Here is a 19,192-nt window from a genome sequence, read left to right as displayed (position 1 = left end):
GGGCAGCGTGGTGGCGATCAGTGATGAAACCGGAACGGTGGTCGAGCGCATGGCCTTTGATGCCTGGGGCAAGCGCAGGTTTGTGAACGGCACGCCGGATGTGCTGGACTCAATCGTCGGCTACAACACCGACCGCGGCTACACCATGCATGAGCACCTCGATGAGATGGGGGTCATTCACATGAATGGGCGGATCTATGACCCGCTCATCGGGCGCTTCATGAGTGCTGATACTTTCATCAATGATCCCGCGTTTGCGCAGTCATACAACCGCTATGCCTATGTGCTGAATAATCCTCTGGCGTTCACGGATCCCACTGGGTACTTCAGCCTTAAAAGCCTCTTTAAAGTGGTTGTGGTGGTGGTCGTCGCGTATTACACCGGGCAGTGGGCCGAGTGGAATTTGATGGCTGTTCCAGGCATTACCTCTGCACAGGTTGCAATAGGTGCAGGCGCAGCGGGTGGATTTGCGGCAGGTGTCGTGAGCAGCGGTAGCTTTAAGGGCGGGATAGAAGGTGCATTCAGCGGCGCTTTATTTGGGGCGGCTGGGTTGGCGGGCGGACCTGGTGCAGAAGGCGCCAACTCATTTGCGCGCTACGCAGCTCATGCTGCGGCAGGGTGTGTTAGCCAAGCCGCTGGAGGCGGTAATTGTGGTTCCGGTGCTGCTAGTGCGCTGTTTGGCAAGTTCGCGACAAACAATTTGAAATTTGAGAACGATATTGCAAGAGGGGTTGCCGCGGCTGTGAGTGGTGGTGTAGGTTCTGTAATAGCCGGAGGGAAATTTGAGAATGGGGCAGTTACGGGTGTTTTCGGTTACCTATTTAATGCTTGCGGAGGAGTCGGCCGATGCAAGTATTATTTCGGTGTTGCCGGAGCCATTGGTGGTGTAATTGCCTCGATTGGTTGCGATCTTGGAACCGCCGGTGCTTGTATCGCATTGAATGCAAATATGATTGGTGCCTCTGCTGCTGGAGCCGGAGCCGCTGGGGCTGCGGTTGATGCTGCACTCGATGGAAATACAAGTGACGGGGCAGACAAGCCAACGAATACGGTTGACGACCTTCGAGGTGGTTCAACGCTAGAGCATGAGACGAAGCACGGAAACAGGATATGGGATCGAGGGCAAGATCCTTCGCAGAAGGCCGACGATTTCGATTCGCTTAGACCGAAAGATGTCAAGACCTATCCAGACGGGACGCGGGTAGGTACGTTGGAGGATGGTCGGCGAGTTATTGATCGCGATCGATCAAGAGACGGACGCCCGACCTTGGAGATTCAAAAACCTGGTGGACGCACTACAGACGAGTTCCGATATGGCCCCCGCTAATAACCCAACCTCACAATTCGCGCCCATCGCGTTCTTGCCTTGGCTGGGTATCGAAGAGAATTTCTATGATATTGGATTCATCTCTTACGGACTGGACGGAGCATTCAAACTTGAATTGCTGGCTTCCGATACAGGAGGGAATTTAGATCTTTCTTTTGAAACTCCGCTGGCGATTCGCATTACCCAGGAAGGAAGTTTGATGGACTACTGGAATGGCGGTTTCATAGTTCAACGACATAATGTTTTTGTTGCGACGAACTCTCAATTCTTAGATTGGCTTGAACATTCCAGCAGCGGGGTTCATTCGGTGGGGCGCGTAAAGCACTTCGCTGTGTTTACGGATGATGTCTGTGTTGAAGTGCTTTCTACAGATGACCCAGTAGTTCACACGGGTCAATGAGTGTGAATTGCGCTGAAGTCTGACCATATGTGGGGTAGATTCGATGGAAATTACTGTTCACTGGGTCAGATTTCAACGACACTCACAACTTCGGTGCATAGACACTGACTCAAACGCTTCTTGATCATTTTGTTATCTTAGTCGGCCTCTGGTCCAATAGAGACGGGTGCAAACCGCTATGAATTCAATATTGGTGGCTTATACTGCCAGTGCGATCAAAGCTTGTTGATCTGCACAAACCACAAGCCGCGAACCATTTGCGCTGAAGCAAAGCCGATCTGCCCACCACCTCCAGCGCCTGTCACACTCTCCAGCTGCCAAGGCCGGCTTTCATAACCACCATTGAGCGCCTCCGTTACCGTCGAGGCCTTGGCCATTGCATCCAATTCAAACTCGAGGCGCAATACGCCGGCCGTTCCATCCAGGTTCAGGTTGCGCAGCCGGACACCGATTTCCTTGAGGTTTTCGGCTGAGGCAAATACCTTGTTCAGATCTTGCTGGAGCAGCTGAACGGCTTGCTCTGCGCTGGCTTGTTTGGGGTCTGCCACGACGACTCGGCGCGCATTGAGTTGCGCTATTTGCTGTTGGCTGATGCTGGCGCGGCTTTCAATGTCGCGTGTCGCCTGGCTCGCCTTTTGCCAATACATCGTCACGGCGCCTGCCAGGCACACAGCGCACAAGGCTGCCGCAGCCCATATCCAGCGCCAGCGCTTGTTCGCCACAAAATCAATATCAATCGCTTTCATGCGCTGTACCAGTGGCCGGCCCAGCGGCGGGGTGCGCTTGCCATGAGTGGGTGGGGCGTGAGGCCGAAGCCGAGCTTGGCAAGCCCGCTTTCTTCATGACCGTGGTCTTGCAGCCATTGCTGGCTATGGGCTTGCAAAGAGGTGACATCCTGTTCGCCGGGCAAAGTGATGGTGTTGAACCCGCCTTTGCCGTCGCTGGCGATCAAAGTGGCCGCGTCGGGCTCGATCACCAGCAGGCTTTGGGTGGTGCGCTGGCGGCTCAGTCTGGATTGAGTGGCGGTCGCCCACAAAGGCGACACCGATACCAACCGGCAACCCAACTGTGCAGCCCAGCGCTCCAGCTCCTGCCGCATGGGCAATGCAATGGCAGCTCCGGCGCCGGATGCGAGAGCGTCGATTTCACAGGCGATCTGTTCCAGGTCGGTGCCCATATCCCTGGCGGCGGATGCCAATGCAATCTGATGCCTTTCTTCCCAGCGGGTCACGCCTTCGGGAATCGTCACACCTAGGGCAGGGCACCAGGCGCCGCTCAGGCTCACGCGTAGGCGGCTGCCTTTTTTGAGGATGACCTGGCCGGCGGCAGCACTGTCGGCCAGCCTGGCCAGCACGCGTTCCAGCGGCAAGGTGGCCGGGCTGCGTGAGACGATGGTTTCTTTGGCGCCGGCCTTGAGCATGGCCACGCCTTGCCCCAGATAGACGTCTACTGTTTCAGACCAGACCGACCACACGGGCAACCTCCTCAAGCGTTGTTCTGCCTTGCTCGACCCGGGCAATGGCTTGCACCAGCAGTCGTGTGCTGGCGTCGCGGTACACGGTTTCCTTGAGTTCGGTCATGGAGGTTTTTCTCACAATTAAATCGCGCACGGCGTCTGTCAGTTCATGCACTTCCGCGACGACAAAGCGCCCGCGGTAGCCGGTCTGGCGGCAGTGCTCGCAGCCCTGGGCTTTGGGTAATTTAGGCGGAACGGGCAGGCCCCGCGCCGTGAGCTTATTGCGCTCTGCAGCGGTAGGTTCTTTCCATTGAACGCAATGCGGGCACAGCTTGCGCAGCAGCCGTTGCACCACCACACCGTTCAAGGCCGAGGCCAACGCAAAGGGGTCGATGCCAAAGTGCTGGAAGCGCCCCAGCACGTCGAACAGGCTGTTGGCGTGCACGGTGGTAAAGACGAGGTGGCCCGTCAATGACGACTGGATGGCGATCTCGGCCGTTTCCGCGTCGCGGATTTCACCGACCAGAATCTTGTCAGGGTCGTGGCGCAAGATGGAGCGCAAGCCCGTGGCAAAGGTCAGGCCTTTTTGTTCATTGACCGGAATCTGCAGCACGCCAGGCAGTTCGTACTCGACCGGGTCTTCAATGGTGACGATTTTTTCGAGGCCGTCGTTGGCCTCCGACAGTGCTGCGTACACCGTGGTGGTTTTGCCGCTGCCGGTGGGCCCGGTGATCAGCAGCATGCCGTGGGGCCGGGTGGCCAGGGCGCGAATGGTGGCGGCCACCGCGCCCTCAAAACCCAGCACATCCAGCGACATGCTTTCTTCGGTATGGCGCAGCTGGGCCTTGTCGAGCAGCCGCAGCACGGCGTCTTCGCCAAAGATACTGGGCATGATGGACACCCGCAGGTCAATGCTGTCGCCGTTTTTTTGTTGCCAGTGGATGCGCCCGTCCTGCGGGCGGCGGCGCTCGGTGATGTCGAGCTGGGCCAGCACCTTGATGCGCGAAATCACTTCCTCGGCGCGCTGCGGGTCGTCCAGCCTTTCGCCGGGCGCCATCACGCCGTCGAGCCGGTACTTGATGCCCACGCCCTTGCGGTCTTTTTCAAAGTGGATGTCGCTGGCGCCTTCTTCATACGCCCTGGCGATGGCCTGATCCACAAATTGAACGACGGGAGAAGAGTCGTTGGCAGTGCCCGATTTGGCGTTGTTTACCGGTGCAACAGCGGCCGCAGATTTCCGAATACTTTTGAGAAAAGCGGTTTGACCCGGGCGGGCCAGTGCAAGCTGCCTGTGGACCTGGGTGCTTCTGGCAAGTGCCAGCGTGGCTTCTGCAGACCAGGGGTCTTCACACAGCAGCAGTGTTTTTCCAGCCACCATCACCTTGATGCACGGGTCCGCAAGATTGTTCGATCCTGCAGCCACGTCACCCGCCGTGATGCCCTGCCATTGGCTGTCGTCAATGACAGAGATGCCATGGTCATCGAGCAGCGTGGCCATCAGGGCCGCTTCGGTGGTGTTCAATGCATTGACCAGGCCCAGCCACAGGCTGCCGTCCAGGGCCGGGGACTTGCGCAGCGCTGCCAGCACCTGATCGAATTCGGCATGGGCAAGAGCGCTGGGGGGGATGGGAGTGTTCATGTGCAGTGGCGCCTAGCGCAGGCTGGTGGCCATGTCAAAAACCGGCAGGTACATCATGACCACGATGGTACCCACCATCAGGGCCACAGCCAGCAGTAAAAGAGGTTCAACAATGCGGGTTGTGCGCTCTACAAACAACTCAAAGCGCTCGCCGTGAATGCGGGAAACAACGTCGGCCGCCAGATGGAAGTCACCATTGCGTTCGGCTGCGGCCATCAGCCGCCGCCCGACCTCGTCGCACAGCCGGGCCTGCGCCAGCGCCTGCGACACCAGGCCGCCGCGCTCTATCTGGCCCAGTGCCTGGGCAAGGGCTCTTTTGAGTTCGGGCGACAGGGCTGACTGGCTGGCGACGGCCATGGCGTCCGTCATCGGGTAGCCGCCCTTGAGCAGCAAAGCCAGTGCCTGGTACATCATGGCCAGCTGGAAATCTTCTATTCGCCGCTGGATCCACGGAATAGACCGCGCCGCCTTGACGGAAAGCCGTTTGGCGTGGCCGCTCACAATGCCGTACGCCAACACAAGCGCTGTTGCCAGCAGGCCCCCCAGCACCAGCGCGCGGTTTTTGCCGATGAACTGGCTGATCTCGATCGTCAACGCAGTCGTGCCTGTAGAGGCGCCGCGAAGGTTTTCATACATGCCGGCGAAGTTGGGCATGACCACCAGCAACAGAAACAGCGAGATGCCCAGGCCCAGTGTGGTGACGAGGGCAGGGTAGATCGACGCGCTGACGACCTTGGTGCGCAGCTCATCTACCAGCTTGTTGAACCGCAAATAGTCGTCGAGCGCCTCGACCAGGTTGCTGGTGCGTTCGCCGGCGCGCACGGCCGCAATCAACACGGCCGGCGTGTTGGGCAGTTCGCTCAAGGAGGTTGAGAGCGACTGGCCTTGCTCCAGGCGTACCAGCAGGGCCGCGGCAATGCCGTCGTTCCGGCCTTCGAGGCGCTGCCGTGCCGACAGAGTATCGACTGCCTCCACCACCGTCATACCCGCATGGATCAGTGTTCTGATCTCGCGGCAGAACATGGGAAAAGGATTGCCCGCCAGAGAAAACCGGAAAGCCCAGGGTTTGGAGGCCGCGCGCACGCTCAGCACGGTTTGCCCCTGCGTGTGCAGCTTGGCTCTCAATGAGGGTTCGTCAGCAGCTTCCAGCAACTGCTCATTGACGGCGGAATCCCCCAGGCGCAGGCTTCGAACGTGGTACTGCATGTTCGTAGCCCTTAGCGGCGCGGCGCCAGAGACGCCAATGGAGGGCGATAAACAAATTGCCACTCAACGTATTGGCTCGCGGCGGGGAGCGCCAGATTGTCCAGTTCAAGGGCCGCGCTGCGGATGGGCTGCGCCGTCGACAAACTGTGCACGCCCGCAATGCCGCCGTCTTCCGCGCGAACGATGCCCCAGTTGGAGGACCGGGTGATGGGGTCGGGATAGACCTCCCTGATGTGCCGCCGGGTTCCGACAAAACGTTTGTCTTCCGTGAGATCTTCCAGCGTTTGCGGCCAGCGCTTGAGGTTGCCGGGTGATGACTCGTAATAGGTGCCTATCGCCTGTGCATAGGCTTGCCCGATACGCAGCAGGTCGGCCTCGCGTTCGCGCAGGTCTTGTTGCGACACATAGGTCATGACGCTTTGCGTTGCAAGCGCCAGGATCAGCATCGCCGCCAGCACGGCGGCCATGGTGAAGCCCTGCTGGCGTTTTGCCATCCTTGGCCGGGTGGTCGGGGCGCGGTTACCAGCTCGCATAGTCCGTGCCGTCCCGGGCGCGTTGGGTGGCGCCGCTTTTCACGTCAAACACGCCTTTGGAGGATTCCTTGGGCGGAATCAATACCCAGCTGTCCAGTCGCTTGGTGATGGGGTCGAGCGGCACGGCGCGGATGTAGCGCTGCGCGACCAGTTCGTCCAGGGTCTCGGGATAACGCGCCTTGTCGCGGTAGAACTGGTCGATGGCGGTGCGCATGCCGACGAGGTTCTGCCGCAGAACGGTTTCGCGGGCGTCATCGACGCGAGAAAGGTAGCGGGGCGCGACCATGCTGGCCAGTATGGCCAGCACGGCCATCACCACCAGCAGCTCAATCAGGGTAAAGCCCAGACGCCGCCGCAGCGCCTTCATGGCGCCGGGTTTGCTGGGCAAGGACGGTTCACCAGCTTGCATAAGGGGAACCGTCGAGGCCAATGGCTGCTGACGATGAATGGATGTCGTAGACATCGGCGCCCGGTGAGGGCTTGGAGGCCGGAGACGCGTAGCTGCGCAGGTTCCAGGTTTGCTCGGCCGGCAGGCGCGCATCGGCAAAAGGGTCGCGCGGGATCTGGCGCAGAAAATACTGCATCTGGCCCTTGCCCTGCGGCCGGATGTCGGGTGTGCCTTCCACCAGCGCCTTGAGGCTGGAAGGGTAGCCGTTTTCTCCTGCAGCGATGGCCACCCCGCCGCGGTCCGCGGCCCGTTTGTAATCGTCGATGGCACCACGAATTTCCCGCAGGGCCAATCGCAGTTCACGCTCTTTTTGCGCCGTGACCAGGGTCTCGCCCAGTGGCATCACGGCCGCGGCGAGTATGCCCAGTACGGCCATGACCACCAGCAGTTCGATGATGGTAAAGCCGCGTGCCAGGCCCATGGCTTTGACGACAGCGCGCCGCTTCATTTCACATCAAGACGCAGTGCGGGCAGTTCACCCACAGCCGCCCCACCGCTCAAGGCAATGGGTTTCAGGCTGGTGATGCCCAGGTCAATAGGGCCGGCAGTTTTGGCTTTCAGGCGCAACTGCAGCAGGCTGCCCTGGCCGGTGGCTCCCTCGCTGTCGTTGCTCAGGATGCCGGCACCAATACGGCCGGTGGTGGTGTTGACCGCCTGTGTGAAGCTGGTGGTGGCGCCCGACTGCTTGAAGAAGCTGCCTTCCGAGACGTCCAGTACCTCCAGGGATTGCGCCGGGAAGGAGATCTCCAGAGGGGCGCCTCGCAATGCCGCACCTGACGACAGGTTCAGCGTGACAACAAACTCCGTGCCTGCCTTGATGTCGGCAGGTGCTTTCCAGGAGGCCAGTACGGGGCCGGTGGCAACCGCCGCTTTTGCCGCCGCGCTGGCGGTGTCACCATTGGCCGGTGCTGCAATAGCCGCCTTGGCAGGCTGTGTGTTGGCCGCCACCGTGACGGCTTCCGCGCCAGCGGCTTTGCTCAGGGGTACGCGTGCAGGCGAGGCGCGCAGCCGGGTGGCCATTTCGCTGCCCACCCACATTTCCGACTGGGAAATGTCCGGATGTGGGGCGCTGCGCAGGATACGGGGCGTGATGGCGAGGATCAGCTCGGTGCGCTGGTAGTCGTCCTTCTGGCTGGAAAAGAGACGCCCCAGTACCGGCATGTCGCCCAGGCCGGGGACGCGGTTCGCGCTGGTGCGGTCTTCATTGCTGATCAGCCCGCCCAGCAACTGGGTTTCGCCGTCACGCAGCCTGAGTACGGTGTTCGCATTGCGGGTGCCGATCTGGTAGGCCAGCGAGCCGGATGCCGTGCGGACTTCCTTGGCGATGCTGCTGACTTCCAGTGCCAGCTTGATGGAGACCTCGTCGTCGGGCGAGACCACGGGTTCGACCTCGAGCTTGATGCCTACGTCCAGGTAGCTAATGCTTTCGGACAGGAAGGTGGCTGTGGAGCTGGTGGTGACGACGGGCACCTTGTCGCCGATGAGGATTTTTGCTTTTTCGCGGTTTTTGGCCCGGATGCGCGGGTTGGCCAGGACGTTGAAGTCGCCGACCTCGCGCCGCAGGTTGATCACCGTGTTGCCGATGCCCACGCCGATGCGCTCCGAATTGAGGCTTCTCACGCTGCTGACGGTCAGACCCGTGGCACCGGGCAAGGGCAAGGCGGTGAGCGTGAGAGTGTTCGGGAAGTTGATGCCGAGTTCGGTGAGTCGCGCGGTTTTGACTTCCAGGATTTCCACCTCCATCATGACCTCGGCGTCACCGATGTCGTGCAGCGCGACAAGGCGCTCCGCAAGGGCGATGATTTCCGGGCTCTCACGAAGGGCGATCAGGTTGGCGCGCTCGTCCACAAACGGATCCTTGATGCGCAGCATGGTGCGCAGCAGGGTCGCGGTGGATTTGGCCTCGGCGTTGCCCAAATGGAAAACGCGGATCACCTGCTCCTGGTGTTCACGCTGTTTCTCGGGCGTGTTGGGGTAGATCAGCACGGTTTGGGGGTCGATGGTCCGCCGCGACAGCTGGTGCGCGCCCACGACCAGGTCAATGGCATCGTCGACCTTCGCCGAGCGAAGGTACAGGGTCACGCGGTTGTCCTGTTTGACGTCGCGGTCAAGGATGAAGTTGATGCCGCTGCCGCGTGTAATGGCCTCCAGCACCGTAGACAACGGGGCGTTGCGGAAATCCAGCGTGATGGGGCGGCTTTCCGCCAGGCCGCGCCGTCCGGCGGGCTCGGTTTCAAACCGCAGTTCGGCCTCCAGGCGCCGCTGCAAGGCCAGCAGTTCAGGCTGCCGGGGGGAGTCGCGCAGACCTTTCTCGACCACGCGCAAGGCCTGCTCCCTGTTTTTGGCATTCATCAAGGTCAGGGCTTCATCCAGGCTTTTTTCGGCCCGGCGCTGCGCGGTGATGTCGTTTTGCAGCGCCATGATCCGGTCATTCTTCGGATCCAGCGCCTGCGCGCGGAGCAGTACGTTGTCGGCGTCGTCAAAGCGGCCTGTTGCCCGGAGCTGTATGGCCTGCGCTACCAGCCGGGAGACGGCCTCGTTTTGCACGGAGATCAGCGTCGCGCGCAGGGCCGTGTTGTCGGGGTATTTGACAAGGCCTTCCTGGACCCCCTGGATGGCGCCTTCATAGTCCCCCTGGCGCATCTTGGTATTGACGTCGTCGCGAACAAATTGTGCGCACCCCGTCAATACAAAAAAGGAAGCCAGGCTGCTCCAGGTCGCCAGTTGCAGTGTGCGGATTTTCATCGGATCTCGTAAGTAGGAGGAGCGGGAAGGTCGAGGCGGGTGTGAAAGTTCATGGGCAGGTAGCTGAGTTCCACGGACCGTTCATGGATGGCGTTCACCTTGTAGCCGTTCGGCAAGGTCTGGCCCACCGACAACGACAGGGTGGTGTCGCCCAAAGCCACAAAAATGACCTGCTTGCCGTCCGGGCCGGTCATCCTGCCGGTGAACTGCAGGTTCAGGGGCGGCGGTGAAGGGGGCGGTGGTGCAACCTGTACCGGCTTGGGCGTCGTGATGACCGGGGCGGGGGCTGCAACAATGGCGAAAGGGTCCCGGCTTGCAGCCTCCAGGGCCGGCCGCTCAAGAATCGCGGGCAGGGGCATGGAGGGTTTGGATGCCCGCATTGCCGCACTCTGGGCGCCTGTGCTGCGTGAGGTTTCAACAGGGGAAGATGCCAGCGGGGGCGCCGCAACCCACGCGATGATGGCAATCACACCCACCGATGAATAAATCTGGAGCCGGCTCGCCATCTCAATCCTTGACGAAAAGAACCAGCGCCAGCTGCATTTCCTGGCGCAGGGCGTCATTGGGGAGCCCGCGCAGGGAGAGGGTCTGGATGCCCAGGGACGGATAGCGGCCCAGCATTTCGGCGAGCCAGTTCTTCAGCGACGCGTAATCGCCGCTGGCAGTGACATTGAACTGGACTTTCCGGATGAGGCTTGGCGCGGGGTCGGCTACGGCGATGGACAGGGAGGCCACCTGGATCTTCATGGCCTGGGCATGCCGGCCCATATCGCGCACGATTTCGTCGGCGCTCGAAGCAAGGGGAAGGTTTTGCGTGAAGTTGCCTGCGGACCGCTTTCTTTCGTCCTGCACGAGTATTTGCAGGCGGGTTTCCGATGCCTGCAGTTCCCCCCGCTGTCTGGCGGCTTTTTCGGCGGTGGCATACACCCACAAGCCTGCCAGGCCCGCCATGGCCGTTACTGCCAGGCACGCTGCCATGGCATGGAACCGCAAGGGCCACCTTGACAGGGGAACACTAAAAGGGAGCATGGAGCGGTTTGACGGGGTTTACAGGGGCGAAAGGCGGCCCATGGATTCTATGTGACCCGCACCGTTTTTAGCCGCTCATTTGCATTGGAGACCAGCGGTCTGGTCCTCATCCAAATGGGGGAGACCTTGCTGCCAACGTGCAAAACCTGTGCCAGCACGTGCTTGGGTATCATGGCCCCAATGGCTTCAACAGCATCATTCTGGCAAGGCCGCCTCTCGCAAACACGCCGCACCGCCCAGCACTGGCTGGTCGAATGGTGGCGTCTGGTGAAATTGGGCGCGATCATCCTGGTGCTGACCCTCTCGCCTTCCAGCTACAGCCCGCAAAGCCGCACGGTGCTGTCCCGCCACATTTACATCAACACCGCACCCATCCTGCTGGGCTTTACCTTGCTGTGCGCGCTGGTCACTGTGGTGCTCACGCGCATCGTGCTGGTGACTGCGCTGAGCTATGGCTTGTCGCAGTATGCGTTGCAGGTCGTGATCCGTGTGCTGGTGCTGGAGCTGATTCCGCTGACGGCGGCGCTTTTTGTGGCGTTGCGTTGCACCATCCCCGACGGCGCCGAACTCACCGCCATGCAGGCCAGCGGTGAACTCGACGATATGCGCCAGCGCGGCATTGAGCCGGTGCGGCGCGAAGTGCTGCCGCGTGTGGTGGCGGGCATGTTCTCCGGCATCACGCTGGCTGCGCTCAGCTGCGTGGTGGCACTGGTGGTGGCATATATGGCGACCTACGGCTTTGCCTTGTCGGGCCTGGCGGCCTACACCCGGCTCTTCGGCCAGGTCTTCAGCCCTTCCGTCACGCTGATCTTTGTGCTCAAAACCCTGTTCTTCTGCCTGGCCGTGTCGTTGATCCCCATGGCCTCGGCGCTTTACGGCATGGGCGAAGCCAGCGTGCGCACCAGCGCCGAGATGCGCGGCCTCGTGCGCATGTTTGCCGTGATTTTGCTGATTGAAGTGGCTTCGCTGGTCGGCAACTACTATTGACCTCCTCAAAAAATACCAAAAACAACACCAAAACAAACCATGAGTTCACCCCACGACCCTTCATCCCAGGAGCACGGCCGGCCGGACCCGCTCCAGCCGGCGCGCGAGGCAGAGTCTTCGCCGGCGGAGATCGCCAGCCTGGAGTTCAAGGCCCGGCTTCTCCTGATCTTCATGCTGCTGCTGGTGGTGGGCTCGGCCCTTTATGTGATGTATGCGCGCGGGGCGTTTGAGTCCACGCAAAGCCTGGTACTCATTGCGGAGGATTCCGAAGGCGTGGTGGTCGGCATGGACCTGACTTTCTCGGGTTTCCCGATAGGCCGTGTCAAGCGCATCGAGCTGGCCAGCGACGGCAAGGCCCGCATATTGGTGGATGTGGCCGCCAAGGATGCCCACTGGCTGCGCACCACCAGCGTCTTCACGCTGGTGCGCGGCCTGGTAGGCGGCACCAACATCCGCGCCTACACCGGCCTGCTGAACGACCCACCGCTGCCCGACGGCGCGGAACGCACCGTGCTGCTGGGCGATGCGGCCGGCGAAGTGCCCAAAGTGATCGCTGCCGCCAAGGACCTGATTGAAAACCTCAATACCCTGACGGGTAGCGGGGGTGCGGTGGGTACCAGCCTGGCCAACCTGCAGACTCTGACAGAGCGGCTGAACGGGCCGGGTGGCGCGCTGACGGTGTTGCTGGGCAGCGAGGCAGAGGCCAAGAAGTTTGCCGCCACGCTGGAGCGCACCAACTCGCTGCTCACCAAACTCGACGGGCTGGCCGCAAAGACCGATACCCAGGTGTTCGGCGACAAGGGACTGATGCCCGAAACCCGGGCCACCGTGGTTCAGCTCAACGCCATGCTGGGCGAGGCCCGCACCAGCCTCAAGAAGGTGGATGCATTGCTGCAGGACGCCCAGGCTGTTACCCGCAACGCCAAAGATGCCACTGACGACCTGGGCGCGCTGCGCGCCGACGTGGAAGCCAGCCTGCGCAAGGTCGAAGGCCTCATCAACGAAATCAGCCGCAAATGGCCTTTCGCCAAAGACGCCCGCGACGCGGAGATGAAGTTGCCATGAAGAACATCTTTACGTATGCCGCACTGACTTCGGCTTTGCTGCTGGCCGCCTGTGCCGGCGGCCCGCAACCGCCCGACTGGCAACTCGAGGCCAAAGGCTCAATGGACCGCTCTGTGGCCGCCTACATGGAAGGCAACAGCCGCGTCGAGATGGCCGAACTCGGGCGCGCCCGCACCCAGCTCACACGCTCCGGCCGGGCCGAGCTGTTAGCTACTGCCGAGCTGCTGCACTGCGCCACCCGGGTGGCCAGCCTGGTGCTCGATGAGCCCTGCACCGGCTTTGAGAAACTGCGCGAGGACGCCACTGATGCCCAGCGTGCCTACGCTGATTACCTCAAGGGTCAGGTGCAGCCGCAGGGCATCGCCTTGCTGCCTGAAGCGCAGCGCCGTGCCGCGGCTGGCGACGCCGGTGCTGTGGCGGCCATTGCCGACCCCTTGTCGAAACTGGTGGCTGCCGGCGTGATGCTGCAGGCCGGCAAAGCCAGCCCTGCGGTGATCACCCAGGCCATCGATACGGCGTCGGTGCAGGGATGGCGCAGGCCGCTGCTGGCCTGGCTGGGCGTTCAGCTGCGCCGGGCAGAGCAGGGTGGCGATACCCAGGAAGCGGCAAAGCTGCGGCGCCGCATCGAGCTGACGCAGGGCATGCCTGTACCGGTGAAACCGCAAACGCCCTGATCCTTGTCCCGTTTTGCCTTGAGAGAAACAACCGTGAGCTACCGCCTCAGGCTTTACGCCTATGAAGACGCCTCCGCAGCAGAACTGCAGGCCGCCGAGCAACGCTTCCGGACGGCGCTGGAAGCCGAGCTGGGAGACGAAAGCCTGGTCTGGCCGGTGTATGCGGCCTACATGAAACTGGTGGCGACTTACGGCGAAGCGCCGGCCGAAGATGTGCTGTCAGGCGACGAGCTGGAAATCTTTAACCAGTGGCAGGCAGCCGAGCTGGCTGCCGTGACGGCCGCACTGGGCCCAAACCGCTACATGGGCGACGCGCAGTTTGAAATCCGCCCCGCCTGAAAGGGAACGGACCTGAAGCGTTCAGGGCGAGCGGCTCAGCCGCGGCGAGGCCAGTGCCTGGAGCTGGTCGGCAATCGCAATGTCGACAGGCTTGAGCTGTTTGAGCAACTGCGCTTTTTCCAGCGCGGCGTGCAATTGCTGCAAGTCCTTGCTGCTGGTGGTGGCCTTGATCTGGGCCAGCGCCGCCGGGGTGTTGCCGGTTTTCAGCACCGCCAGCATCTTGCTGACCCATTCACTTGTTGCAGGCTTTTTGGGGTTCATGCGCCATTGTAGGTTTGCTATTAAAAGCATAGCTGCTTGCGCCCGTCCTTATTGCGCCAAAAGCCTATTTCATGGTGAATTTTGCGGCATTTTGTCTCCAGGGCTTGACCTTGAGTGCACTCAAGGTATTCCAATCCTTTCAGGGCCCCGGCAATGTCGCCGGCCTTTACCCGCTTCATACCCACTTCGCATTCCGTGCGAAGAAGCCTTCAAGGAGTTTCATCATGAGTGCAGCACCCACCACCGACATCACAGCCGCCAACCGCCTGCGCATGCAGGAGGTCATGGCCGAACTGGACAAAGGCAACGGCCAGGCATTTGTCGACGCCATGGCAGATGATTTCTGCTGGACCCTGGAGGGCAGCACGCCCTGGTCGCGTACTTACCGCGGCAAGCAGGCGGTCGTCACCGAACTGCTGCGGCCGCTGTTTGCCCAGTTCGCCACGCCTTATGTCAGCACCACAGAGCGTGTGATGGCCGACGGCGACATGGTTGTCATCGAGTTCCGGGGGAAAGTCACCACCCGGGCCGGCAAGGCCTACAACAACCGCTATTGCTATGTTTGCCGCATGGAAGGCGGGCAGATGAAAGAACTGACGGAGTACTTCGACACCGCACTGGTGAGCTCTGCGCTGGAGGCACCCGTGCTTGCCGCCTGAGCCGTTATACAGTCGGGCATGGCTGAAAGTTTTCTGATCGGGCAGCTTGCCGCACGCACCGGGCGCAGCGTGCACACCATACGCTGGTACGAGGCGCAGGGCCTGATCCCCGGCGTGACGCGCGACGCCGGTGGCCGACGCGTCTATGGCGACCTGCACATCAGCTGGCTGGACCTGATGGACCGGCTTCGGCGCACCGGCATGTCGATTGCCGAAATGCGGGAGTACACCGCGCTGGTCAAGCAGGGCAGCAGCACACTCAGGCAGCGGCAGGCACTGCTCGCCGCGCACCGCGCGCAGGTCAAGGACATGATTGCCGAATGGCAGCTGGCGCTCAAGCTGCTGGACAGCAAGATCGACTTTTACGGCGAGTGGGTGGCGTCGGGCAAACGCCCGGCCGTGAAGGTGGTTGAGCGTGCGGGCGCTGCGCTCGCGTCGCGGCCCAAAGAAAAATCGCGCCGGCCTGCAAAAACCTAGCGGCTGCCCGCTTTGCCGGCCGGGCTGTCCAGCCCGCCCAGCAGCAGGCGCAGGCCTGCCAGCGCCGTGTCAGCGCCGTCCATCTGCGCCCGCACGATGGCGCCATCCACTGCCAGCGCGGCTGCCCGCGCCGCCTCTGCCTGGCCCGCGCCACCGGGTAGCAAATCGGCAATGACCTGCTGCATGTCCTGCTTGTGCCGGTGTGCAATGTCTGCCACGCCCGGCAGGGTGCCGCCCACTTCCGCCACGGCGTTGATGAAAGCGCAACCGCGAAATGCCGGGTCGGCAAACCACTCGGCCATGGCCTGCACCAGCGGGGCCAGCCCACCGCCGGGTTGCGCACCATGGCGGCCCAGCGCGTCGACAAACCAGCCCATCCAGCGTTCATGCCGGTAGTCCAGGAACGTGCGGATCAACTCGTCCTTGCTGGGAAAGTGCCGGTAGAAGGTGAGCTTGGCCACGCCAGACTCGGCGATGATGCGGTCGATACCGGTGGCGCGCAAGCCGTCGCGGTAGAAAAGTTCGTGTGCCGTGACGAGGATTCGCGCGCGCGCGGGGAGGGTGGAGACGTCCATGGCGACATTGTAGACGCGACATAGACAGATCTGTCTACATGTGCCAGAATTTCACAAAAGTAGACAGATCTGTCTACATCTGGTTTTTCTCAATTTTTTTCAACCCCAGGAGATCCCCATGGAGTCACGGCCGCCGCTTCCCCCTTTTACTTTTGAAACCGCCGTGCAGAAAGTCCGCGCCGCCGAAGACGGCTGGAACACGCGTGAGCCTCAGCGCGTGGCTATGGCCTACACACCGCAAAGCAAATGGCGCAACCGCGCCGAGTTCGTCACGGGGCGTGAGGAAATCGCGGGGCTGCTGACGCGCAAATGGGTACGCGAGCTGGACTACCGCCTCATCAAGGAGCTCTGGGCCTTTGGCGGCAACCGCATCGCCGTGCGTTTTGCCTATGAGTGGCATGACGACGCCGGCAACTGGTTTCGCTCCTATGGCAACGAGAACTGGGAGTTCGACGACAACGGCCTGATGGCTGTACGCCACGCCAGCATCAACGACCTGCCCATCAAGGCCGCCGATCGCAAGTTCCATTGGCCGCTCGGGCGCCGGCCGGACGACCATCCGGGCTTGAGCGAATTTGGTTTGTGAGCGGGCGTTAAAATCCGGGTCCGAGGCGCACCGTGTTATTTGAAGGCGGTGTGTGTACCTGAATTTGCCCCTGGCCCCGCTGCCGGGGTGCCCGACCCGAGTGACCCGCGTTTTGACTGACTCCCGCACCCTGCCGGCCGGCCCGGCCGATGAATCTCTCCACGACACCCCGCCCAACACCCAGGAGCCGCGCCTTTGGTGCGGCGACGGCTGGACGGCCAAAGTCATCAAGAATGAAGACGACGACGGCTGGGCTGTCGCGATGATCAAGGACGGCGAGCCCGAGCCTGCACTGGTGGGCCCCTGGACCATGGGGCGCGACAAGAAGAACCCCAAGCCGCTCGACGGCCCGGCCTTCAGCACGCTGGTCAAAACCGCTTCCGAATTTGTGCGCAGGCATGAGCAGCAGCTGCATGCCACGCTGCACCAGAGCATTACCGTGACGGCCAATGCCGGGCGCATCACGGTCTCGCTTGATATTGTTCCTGACGAAGACAACCCGCACGGTTTGCTCAGTGCCAGCGACGAGGCGGGTGAGCAACTGGCGCAGGTGCGCGTGGCGCCTTCCTTCAAGCTCAACCGTGCCAGCGCCGTGGCGTGGGCCGACAACGGCTTCGCCAGGCCGGCCGGGCGGTGAGCGCGCCCCGCGCCTGCGGCATCGACTTCGGCACCTCCAACTCCACTGCGGGCTGGAACCGGCCGGGGCTTCCCGCATTGTTGGCGCTTGAAGGCGGCAAACCCACGCTGCCCTCGGTGGTGTTCTTTCATGCCGAGGACGAGCATGTGAGCTACGGCCGCGCGGCGCTGGCCGACTACCTTGCCGGCTATGAAGGCCGCCTGATGCGTTCGCTCAAAAGCCTGCTCGGCACGTCGATGATCGACGACCACACCGAAGTCGCCGGCCGTGCACTGCCGTTTCGTGTGCTGCTGGCGCAGTTCATCGGTGAGCTCAAGCACCGCGCTGAAAAAGCCGCCGACCAGCCTTTCACGCAGGCCGTGCTGGGTCGCCCGGTGTTTTTTGTTGACGACGATGCTGCCGCAGACAAGAAAGCCGAAAACACATTGGCCGAGATCGCCCATGCAGTGGGCCTGAAAGACATTGCCTTTCAGTACGAGCCGATTGCGGCGGCGTTCGACTACGAGTCGCAGATCAGGCGTGAAGAGCTGGTGCTGGTGGTTGACATCGGCGGTGGTACCTCGGACTTCGCGCTGGTGCGCCTGTCGCCCGAGCGGGCCCGCAAGGCTGACCGGCGTGACGACATCCTGGCCAGTGGCGGTGTGCACATAGGCGGCACCGACTTTGACAAATACCTGAGCCTTGCGAGTGTGATGCCCACGCTGGGCCTGGGCAGCCTGCTTCACAGCGGCTTGCAGGTGCCGTCGGCCCAGTACTTCAACCTGGCGACCTGGCACACCATCAACCAGGTCTACAGCAAGAAGTCGTGGACGCAGATCAGCGATATCCGGCGCGGCGCAATCGAGAAAGACAAACTGGACCGCCTGCAAAACCTGGTGCGCGAACGGGCAGGGCACTGGCTGGCCATGCAAGTGGAAGCGGCCAAGATCGCGCTGTCCGATGCGCCCGAAACCGTTATGGACCTGGGGCGCATTGCGCCCGGCGAGACGCTCACCCTGCACCGGCCCGATTTCGACGCGGCCATCAATGAACTGGTCGGCACCGTGGCGCGTACCGTGATGGGGCTGGTCAAGGACGCGATTGTCAACGCCGACGACATTGACACCGTGTTCTTCACCGGTGGCTCCAGCGGGGTGCCTTTGCTGCGTGAGCAAATTTCAGCATTGCTGCCGCAGGCACGCAGTGTGGAAGGCGACCGTTTCGGCAGCATCGGCGCCGGGCTGGCACTGGATGCAGCGCGCAAATTTGGTTAGGGGCTGTGTTCTGATGCCGTGCGCTTGGCTCACAGCAGGTTCATGAATTGCTGCAAGGCTTCGCCGGGATGCTCGTCGCGCCGGCGGATAAAAAGTGTTTTGACGGCGTATTTTTTGCCCGTCGATGGATGGCACCGTAAGGCGGACCTGTTGGCCGCGTTTTCGACAACGGACCGCGGAAGCAGCGAGATGCCGACCTCCGCGGCAACACAGCCCAGGATGCCTTCCAGTGTGCCCATTTCAAGCCGGGTGTACCTGGGCCAGCCGCGCTCGCTCAGAAGCTGTTCGAACCGCTGGCGATAAGAGCAGCCGGTCTTGAACATGATCGCCGCCGCGCCGTTTTCCAGGCGCCTGCCGAGCTCACTGGGGCGCACCCAGCCGGCAGACGAGACGAGCACCAGTTCTTCTTCGAACGCGACCAGGCTGACCAGCGCATGGTTGTTGAGCGGGCCGGCGATGAACGCGCCGTCCAGGCGCCGCGTGAGCACGGCCTCGATCAGTGCCGCGGTCGGACCGGTTTCCAGCGAGATGGCCACCTGCGGAAGCACGCGGCGGTATGCGGCGAGCAGTGAGGGCAGCCGGACCGCAGCGGTGGTCTCCATCGAGCCGATTGTCAGGACGGCGGGAGCTTCTTCCTCTCCTTTGGCCGCGGCCTGCGCTTCATCCATCAGCGCCACGATGCGGTTGGCATAGGGCAGCAGCCGCTGGCCTGCCCGCGTCAGTTCCATGCCGCGGCTGTGGCGCTTGAAAAGCGCCAGGCCCAGCTCCGATTCCAGCATCCGGATGCGCTGGGTGATATTGGATTGCACGGTGTGCAGCGTTTGCGCGGCAGAGGTAATGCCGCCCTGGCTGGCGACGGCGGCAAACGTTTTCAGGCCCAGAACATTCATGGTCAA

Annotated in this window: 24 protein-coding genes; 11 read left to right on the top strand and 13 right to left on the bottom strand. The window is 62.0% G+C overall.

Annotated features, from left to right (window positions below; translation table 11 throughout):
* Both AC1D11_RS15480 and AC1D11_RS15475 read left to right on the top strand, forming a co-directional pair.
* Positions 1–1,327 (top strand): RHS repeat domain-containing protein (locus tag AC1D11_RS15480; protein ID WP_477651467.1); only part of this gene is annotated, 1,327 nt, incomplete at its 5' end.
* A complete protein-coding gene (locus AC1D11_RS15475) occupies positions 1,314–1,727 on the top strand; it encodes a hypothetical protein (RefSeq protein ID WP_477649993.1) in 414 nt (137 codons plus the stop codon). The genes AC1D11_RS15480 and AC1D11_RS15475, both read left to right, overlap by 14 nt.
* A 215-nt stretch (positions 1,728–1,942) precedes the next feature.
* Here AC1D11_RS15475 and AC1D11_RS15470 read toward each other — a convergent pair whose 3' ends face one another.
* The 10 genes from AC1D11_RS15470 to AC1D11_RS15425 are packed head-to-tail and all read right to left on the bottom strand — an operon-like array spanning position 1,943 to position 10,732.
* Positions 1,943–2,473 (bottom strand): hypothetical protein, encoded by a 531-nt coding sequence (locus AC1D11_RS15470; protein ID WP_477649994.1) that lies wholly within the window; start codon positions 2,471–2,473, stop codon positions 1,943–1,945.
* The gene (locus AC1D11_RS15465) at positions 2,470–3,201 is read right to left on the bottom strand and encodes a hypothetical protein (RefSeq protein ID WP_477649995.1); all 732 of its coding nucleotides are present in this window, start codon (positions 3,199–3,201) and stop codon (positions 2,470–2,472) included. Before AC1D11_RS15465 ends, AC1D11_RS15470 begins: the two co-directional genes overlap by 4 nt.
* Positions 3,182–4,822, bottom strand: coding sequence for a GspE/PulE family protein (locus tag AC1D11_RS15460; RefSeq protein ID WP_477649996.1), 1,641 nt, complete (start codon positions 4,820–4,822; stop codon positions 3,182–3,184). The genes AC1D11_RS15465 and AC1D11_RS15460 overlap by 20 nt, the downstream gene beginning before the upstream one ends.
* A 12-nt stretch (positions 4,823–4,834) precedes the next feature.
* The gene (locus AC1D11_RS15455) at positions 4,835–6,028 is read right to left on the bottom strand and encodes a type II secretion system F family protein (protein ID WP_477649997.1); all 1,194 of its coding nucleotides are present in this window, start codon (positions 6,026–6,028) and stop codon (positions 4,835–4,837) included.
* Between the two features lie 11 nt (positions 6,029–6,039).
* Positions 6,040–6,522: a type II secretion system protein gene (locus tag AC1D11_RS15450; protein WP_477649998.1), complete on the bottom strand. Its 483-nt coding sequence runs from the start codon at positions 6,520–6,522 to the stop codon at positions 6,040–6,042.
* Positions 6,523–6,547: 25 nt separating this feature from the next.
* Positions 6,548–6,970 (bottom strand): type II secretion system protein, encoded by a 423-nt coding sequence (locus tag AC1D11_RS15445; protein WP_477649999.1) that lies wholly within the window; start codon positions 6,968–6,970, stop codon positions 6,548–6,550.
* Positions 6,957–7,457, bottom strand: coding sequence for a type II secretion system protein (locus tag AC1D11_RS15440; RefSeq protein WP_477650000.1), 501 nt, complete (start codon positions 7,455–7,457; stop codon positions 6,957–6,959). Before AC1D11_RS15440 ends, AC1D11_RS15445 begins: the two co-directional genes overlap by 14 nt.
* A complete protein-coding gene (locus tag AC1D11_RS15435) occupies positions 7,454–9,754 on the bottom strand; it encodes a cohesin domain-containing protein (protein WP_477650001.1) in 2,301 nt (766 codons plus the stop codon). Before AC1D11_RS15435 ends, AC1D11_RS15440 begins: the two co-directional genes overlap by 4 nt.
* Positions 9,751–10,260 (bottom strand): hypothetical protein, encoded by a 510-nt coding sequence (locus AC1D11_RS15430; protein WP_477650002.1) that lies wholly within the window; start codon positions 10,258–10,260, stop codon positions 9,751–9,753. The genes AC1D11_RS15435 and AC1D11_RS15430 overlap by 4 nt, the downstream gene beginning before the upstream one ends.
* Before the next feature lies 1 nt (position 10,261).
* Positions 10,262–10,732, bottom strand: coding sequence for a hypothetical protein (locus AC1D11_RS15425; RefSeq protein ID WP_477650003.1), 471 nt, complete (start codon positions 10,730–10,732; stop codon positions 10,262–10,264).
* 231 nt (positions 10,733–10,963) lie between these two features.
* On the opposite strand from AC1D11_RS15425, the gene AC1D11_RS15420 reads away from it, so the two are divergent.
* The 4 genes from AC1D11_RS15420 to AC1D11_RS15405 are packed head-to-tail and all read left to right on the top strand — an operon-like array spanning position 10,964 to position 13,848.
* A complete protein-coding gene (locus tag AC1D11_RS15420; RefSeq protein ID WP_477650004.1) occupies positions 10,964–11,770 on the top strand; it encodes an MlaE family ABC transporter permease in 807 nt (268 codons plus the stop codon).
* 39 nt (positions 11,771–11,809) lie between these two features.
* Positions 11,810–12,835, top strand: coding sequence for an MlaD family protein (locus AC1D11_RS15415; RefSeq protein ID WP_477649706.1), 1,026 nt, complete (start codon positions 11,810–11,812; stop codon positions 12,833–12,835).
* Complete coding sequence (locus AC1D11_RS15410; protein WP_477649707.1) at positions 12,832–13,509, top strand: hypothetical protein; 678 nt, start codon at positions 12,832–12,834, stop codon at positions 13,507–13,509. The genes AC1D11_RS15415 and AC1D11_RS15410 overlap by 4 nt, the downstream gene beginning before the upstream one ends.
* Before the next feature lie 33 nt (positions 13,510–13,542).
* Entirely contained in the window at positions 13,543–13,848 is a 306-nt protein-coding gene (locus tag AC1D11_RS15405) for a hypothetical protein (protein WP_477649708.1), read from the top strand.
* Positions 13,849–13,869: 21 nt separating this feature from the next.
* Here the strand turns inward: AC1D11_RS15405 and AC1D11_RS15400 are convergent, their stop codons facing one another.
* A complete protein-coding gene (locus AC1D11_RS15400; RefSeq protein WP_457280605.1) occupies positions 13,870–14,109 on the bottom strand; it encodes a hypothetical protein in 240 nt (79 codons plus the stop codon).
* A gap of 224 nt (positions 14,110–14,333) precedes the next feature.
* Between AC1D11_RS15400 and AC1D11_RS15395 the strand changes: the two genes are divergently transcribed.
* Positions 14,334–14,768, top strand: a complete 435-nt coding sequence (locus AC1D11_RS15395; protein WP_477649709.1) for a nuclear transport factor 2 family protein — start codon at positions 14,334–14,336, stop codon at positions 14,766–14,768.
* A gap of 18 nt (positions 14,769–14,786) precedes the next feature.
* Entirely contained in the window at positions 14,787–15,245 is a 459-nt protein-coding gene (locus tag AC1D11_RS15390; RefSeq protein ID WP_477649710.1) for a MerR family transcriptional regulator, read from the top strand.
* Here the strand turns inward: AC1D11_RS15390 and AC1D11_RS15385 are convergent.
* Positions 15,242–15,820 carry a TetR/AcrR family transcriptional regulator gene (locus tag AC1D11_RS15385; RefSeq protein WP_477649711.1) on the bottom strand — a complete coding sequence of 193 codons (579 nt, stop codon included), beginning with the start codon at positions 15,818–15,820 and terminating at the stop codon, positions 15,242–15,244. The two genes, AC1D11_RS15390 and AC1D11_RS15385, sit on opposite strands and share 4 nt — an antisense overlap.
* A gap of 118 nt (positions 15,821–15,938) precedes the next feature.
* Between AC1D11_RS15385 and AC1D11_RS15380 the strand changes: the two genes are divergently transcribed.
* From AC1D11_RS15380 to AC1D11_RS15370, 3 genes are all read left to right on the top strand, one after another.
* Positions 15,939–16,406, top strand: a complete 468-nt coding sequence (locus AC1D11_RS15380; protein WP_477649712.1) for a nuclear transport factor 2 family protein — start codon at positions 15,939–15,941, stop codon at positions 16,404–16,406.
* A gap of 112 nt (positions 16,407–16,518) precedes the next feature.
* The gene (locus tag AC1D11_RS15375) at positions 16,519–17,043 is read left to right on the top strand and encodes a hypothetical protein (protein WP_477649713.1); all 525 of its coding nucleotides are present in this window, start codon (positions 16,519–16,521) and stop codon (positions 17,041–17,043) included.
* On the top strand, positions 17,040–18,296 hold the full coding sequence (locus AC1D11_RS15370; protein WP_477649714.1) for an Hsp70 family protein: 1,257 nt from the start codon (positions 17,040–17,042) through the stop codon (positions 18,294–18,296). Before AC1D11_RS15375 ends, AC1D11_RS15370 begins: the two co-directional genes overlap by 4 nt.
* A gap of 29 nt (positions 18,297–18,325) precedes the next feature.
* Here the strand turns inward: AC1D11_RS15370 and AC1D11_RS15365 are convergent, their stop codons facing one another.
* Positions 18,326–19,186, bottom strand: a complete 861-nt coding sequence (locus AC1D11_RS15365; RefSeq protein WP_477649715.1) for a LysR substrate-binding domain-containing protein — start codon at positions 19,184–19,186, stop codon at positions 18,326–18,328.
* Positions 19,187–19,192: the final 6 nt, after the last annotated feature.

It is taken from the genome of Polaromonas sp. P1_E11 (assembly GCF_056405995.1).
The sequence above is the reverse complement of the archived record's forward strand: the minus strand, read 5'-3'. Positions and strand labels throughout refer to the sequence as shown.

What these genes read in the sequence shown, in the direction of transcription:
- AC1D11_RS15475 (WP_477649993.1), top strand. Translation starts at nt 1,314, where the DNA reads ATGGCCCCCGCTAATAACCCAACCTCACAATTCGCGCCCATCGCGTTC.
- AC1D11_RS15470 (WP_477649994.1), bottom strand. Translation starts at nt 2,473, where the DNA reads ATGAAAGCGATTGATATTGATTTTGTGGCGAACAAGCGCTGGCGCTGG.
- AC1D11_RS15460 (WP_477649996.1), bottom strand. Translation starts at nt 4,822, where the DNA reads ATGAACACTCCCATCCCCCCCAGCGCTCTTGCCCATGCCGAATTCGAT.
- AC1D11_RS15455 (WP_477649997.1), bottom strand. Translation starts at nt 6,028, where the DNA reads ATGCAGTACCACGTTCGAAGCCTGCGCCTGGGGGATTCCGCCGTCAAT.
- AC1D11_RS15450 (WP_477649998.1), bottom strand. Translation starts at nt 6,522, where the DNA reads ATGGCAAAACGCCAGCAGGGCTTCACCATGGCCGCCGTGCTGGCGGCG.
- AC1D11_RS15445 (WP_477649999.1), bottom strand. Translation starts at nt 6,970, where the DNA reads ATGCAAGCTGGTGAACCGTCCTTGCCCAGCAAACCCGGCGCCATGAAG.
- AC1D11_RS15440 (WP_477650000.1), bottom strand. Translation starts at nt 7,457, where the DNA reads ATGAAGCGGCGCGCTGTCGTCAAAGCCATGGGCCTGGCACGCGGCTTT.
- AC1D11_RS15435 (WP_477650001.1), bottom strand. Translation starts at nt 9,754, where the DNA reads ATGAAAATCCGCACACTGCAACTGGCGACCTGGAGCAGCCTGGCTTCC.
- AC1D11_RS15430 (WP_477650002.1), bottom strand. Translation starts at nt 10,260, where the DNA reads ATGGCGAGCCGGCTCCAGATTTATTCATCGGTGGGTGTGATTGCCATC.
- AC1D11_RS15425 (WP_477650003.1), bottom strand. Translation starts at nt 10,732, where the DNA reads ATGGCAGCGTGCCTGGCAGTAACGGCCATGGCGGGCCTGGCAGGCTTG.
- AC1D11_RS15420 (WP_477650004.1), top strand. Translation starts at nt 10,964, where the DNA reads ATGGCTTCAACAGCATCATTCTGGCAAGGCCGCCTCTCGCAAACACGC.
- AC1D11_RS15415 (WP_477649706.1), top strand. Translation starts at nt 11,810, where the DNA reads ATGAGTTCACCCCACGACCCTTCATCCCAGGAGCACGGCCGGCCGGAC.
- AC1D11_RS15410 (WP_477649707.1), top strand. Translation starts at nt 12,832, where the DNA reads ATGAAGAACATCTTTACGTATGCCGCACTGACTTCGGCTTTGCTGCTG.
- AC1D11_RS15400 (WP_457280605.1), bottom strand. Translation starts at nt 14,109, where the DNA reads ATGAACCCCAAAAAGCCTGCAACAAGTGAATGGGTCAGCAAGATGCTG.
- AC1D11_RS15395 (WP_477649709.1), top strand. Translation starts at nt 14,334, where the DNA reads ATGAGTGCAGCACCCACCACCGACATCACAGCCGCCAACCGCCTGCGC.
- AC1D11_RS15390 (WP_477649710.1), top strand. Translation starts at nt 14,787, where the DNA reads ATGGCTGAAAGTTTTCTGATCGGGCAGCTTGCCGCACGCACCGGGCGC.
- AC1D11_RS15385 (WP_477649711.1), bottom strand. Translation starts at nt 15,820, where the DNA reads ATGGACGTCTCCACCCTCCCCGCGCGCGCGCGAATCCTCGTCACGGCA.
- AC1D11_RS15380 (WP_477649712.1), top strand. Translation starts at nt 15,939, where the DNA reads ATGGAGTCACGGCCGCCGCTTCCCCCTTTTACTTTTGAAACCGCCGTG.
- AC1D11_RS15365 (WP_477649715.1), bottom strand. Translation starts at nt 19,186, where the DNA reads ATGAATGTTCTGGGCCTGAAAACGTTTGCCGCCGTCGCCAGCCAGGGC.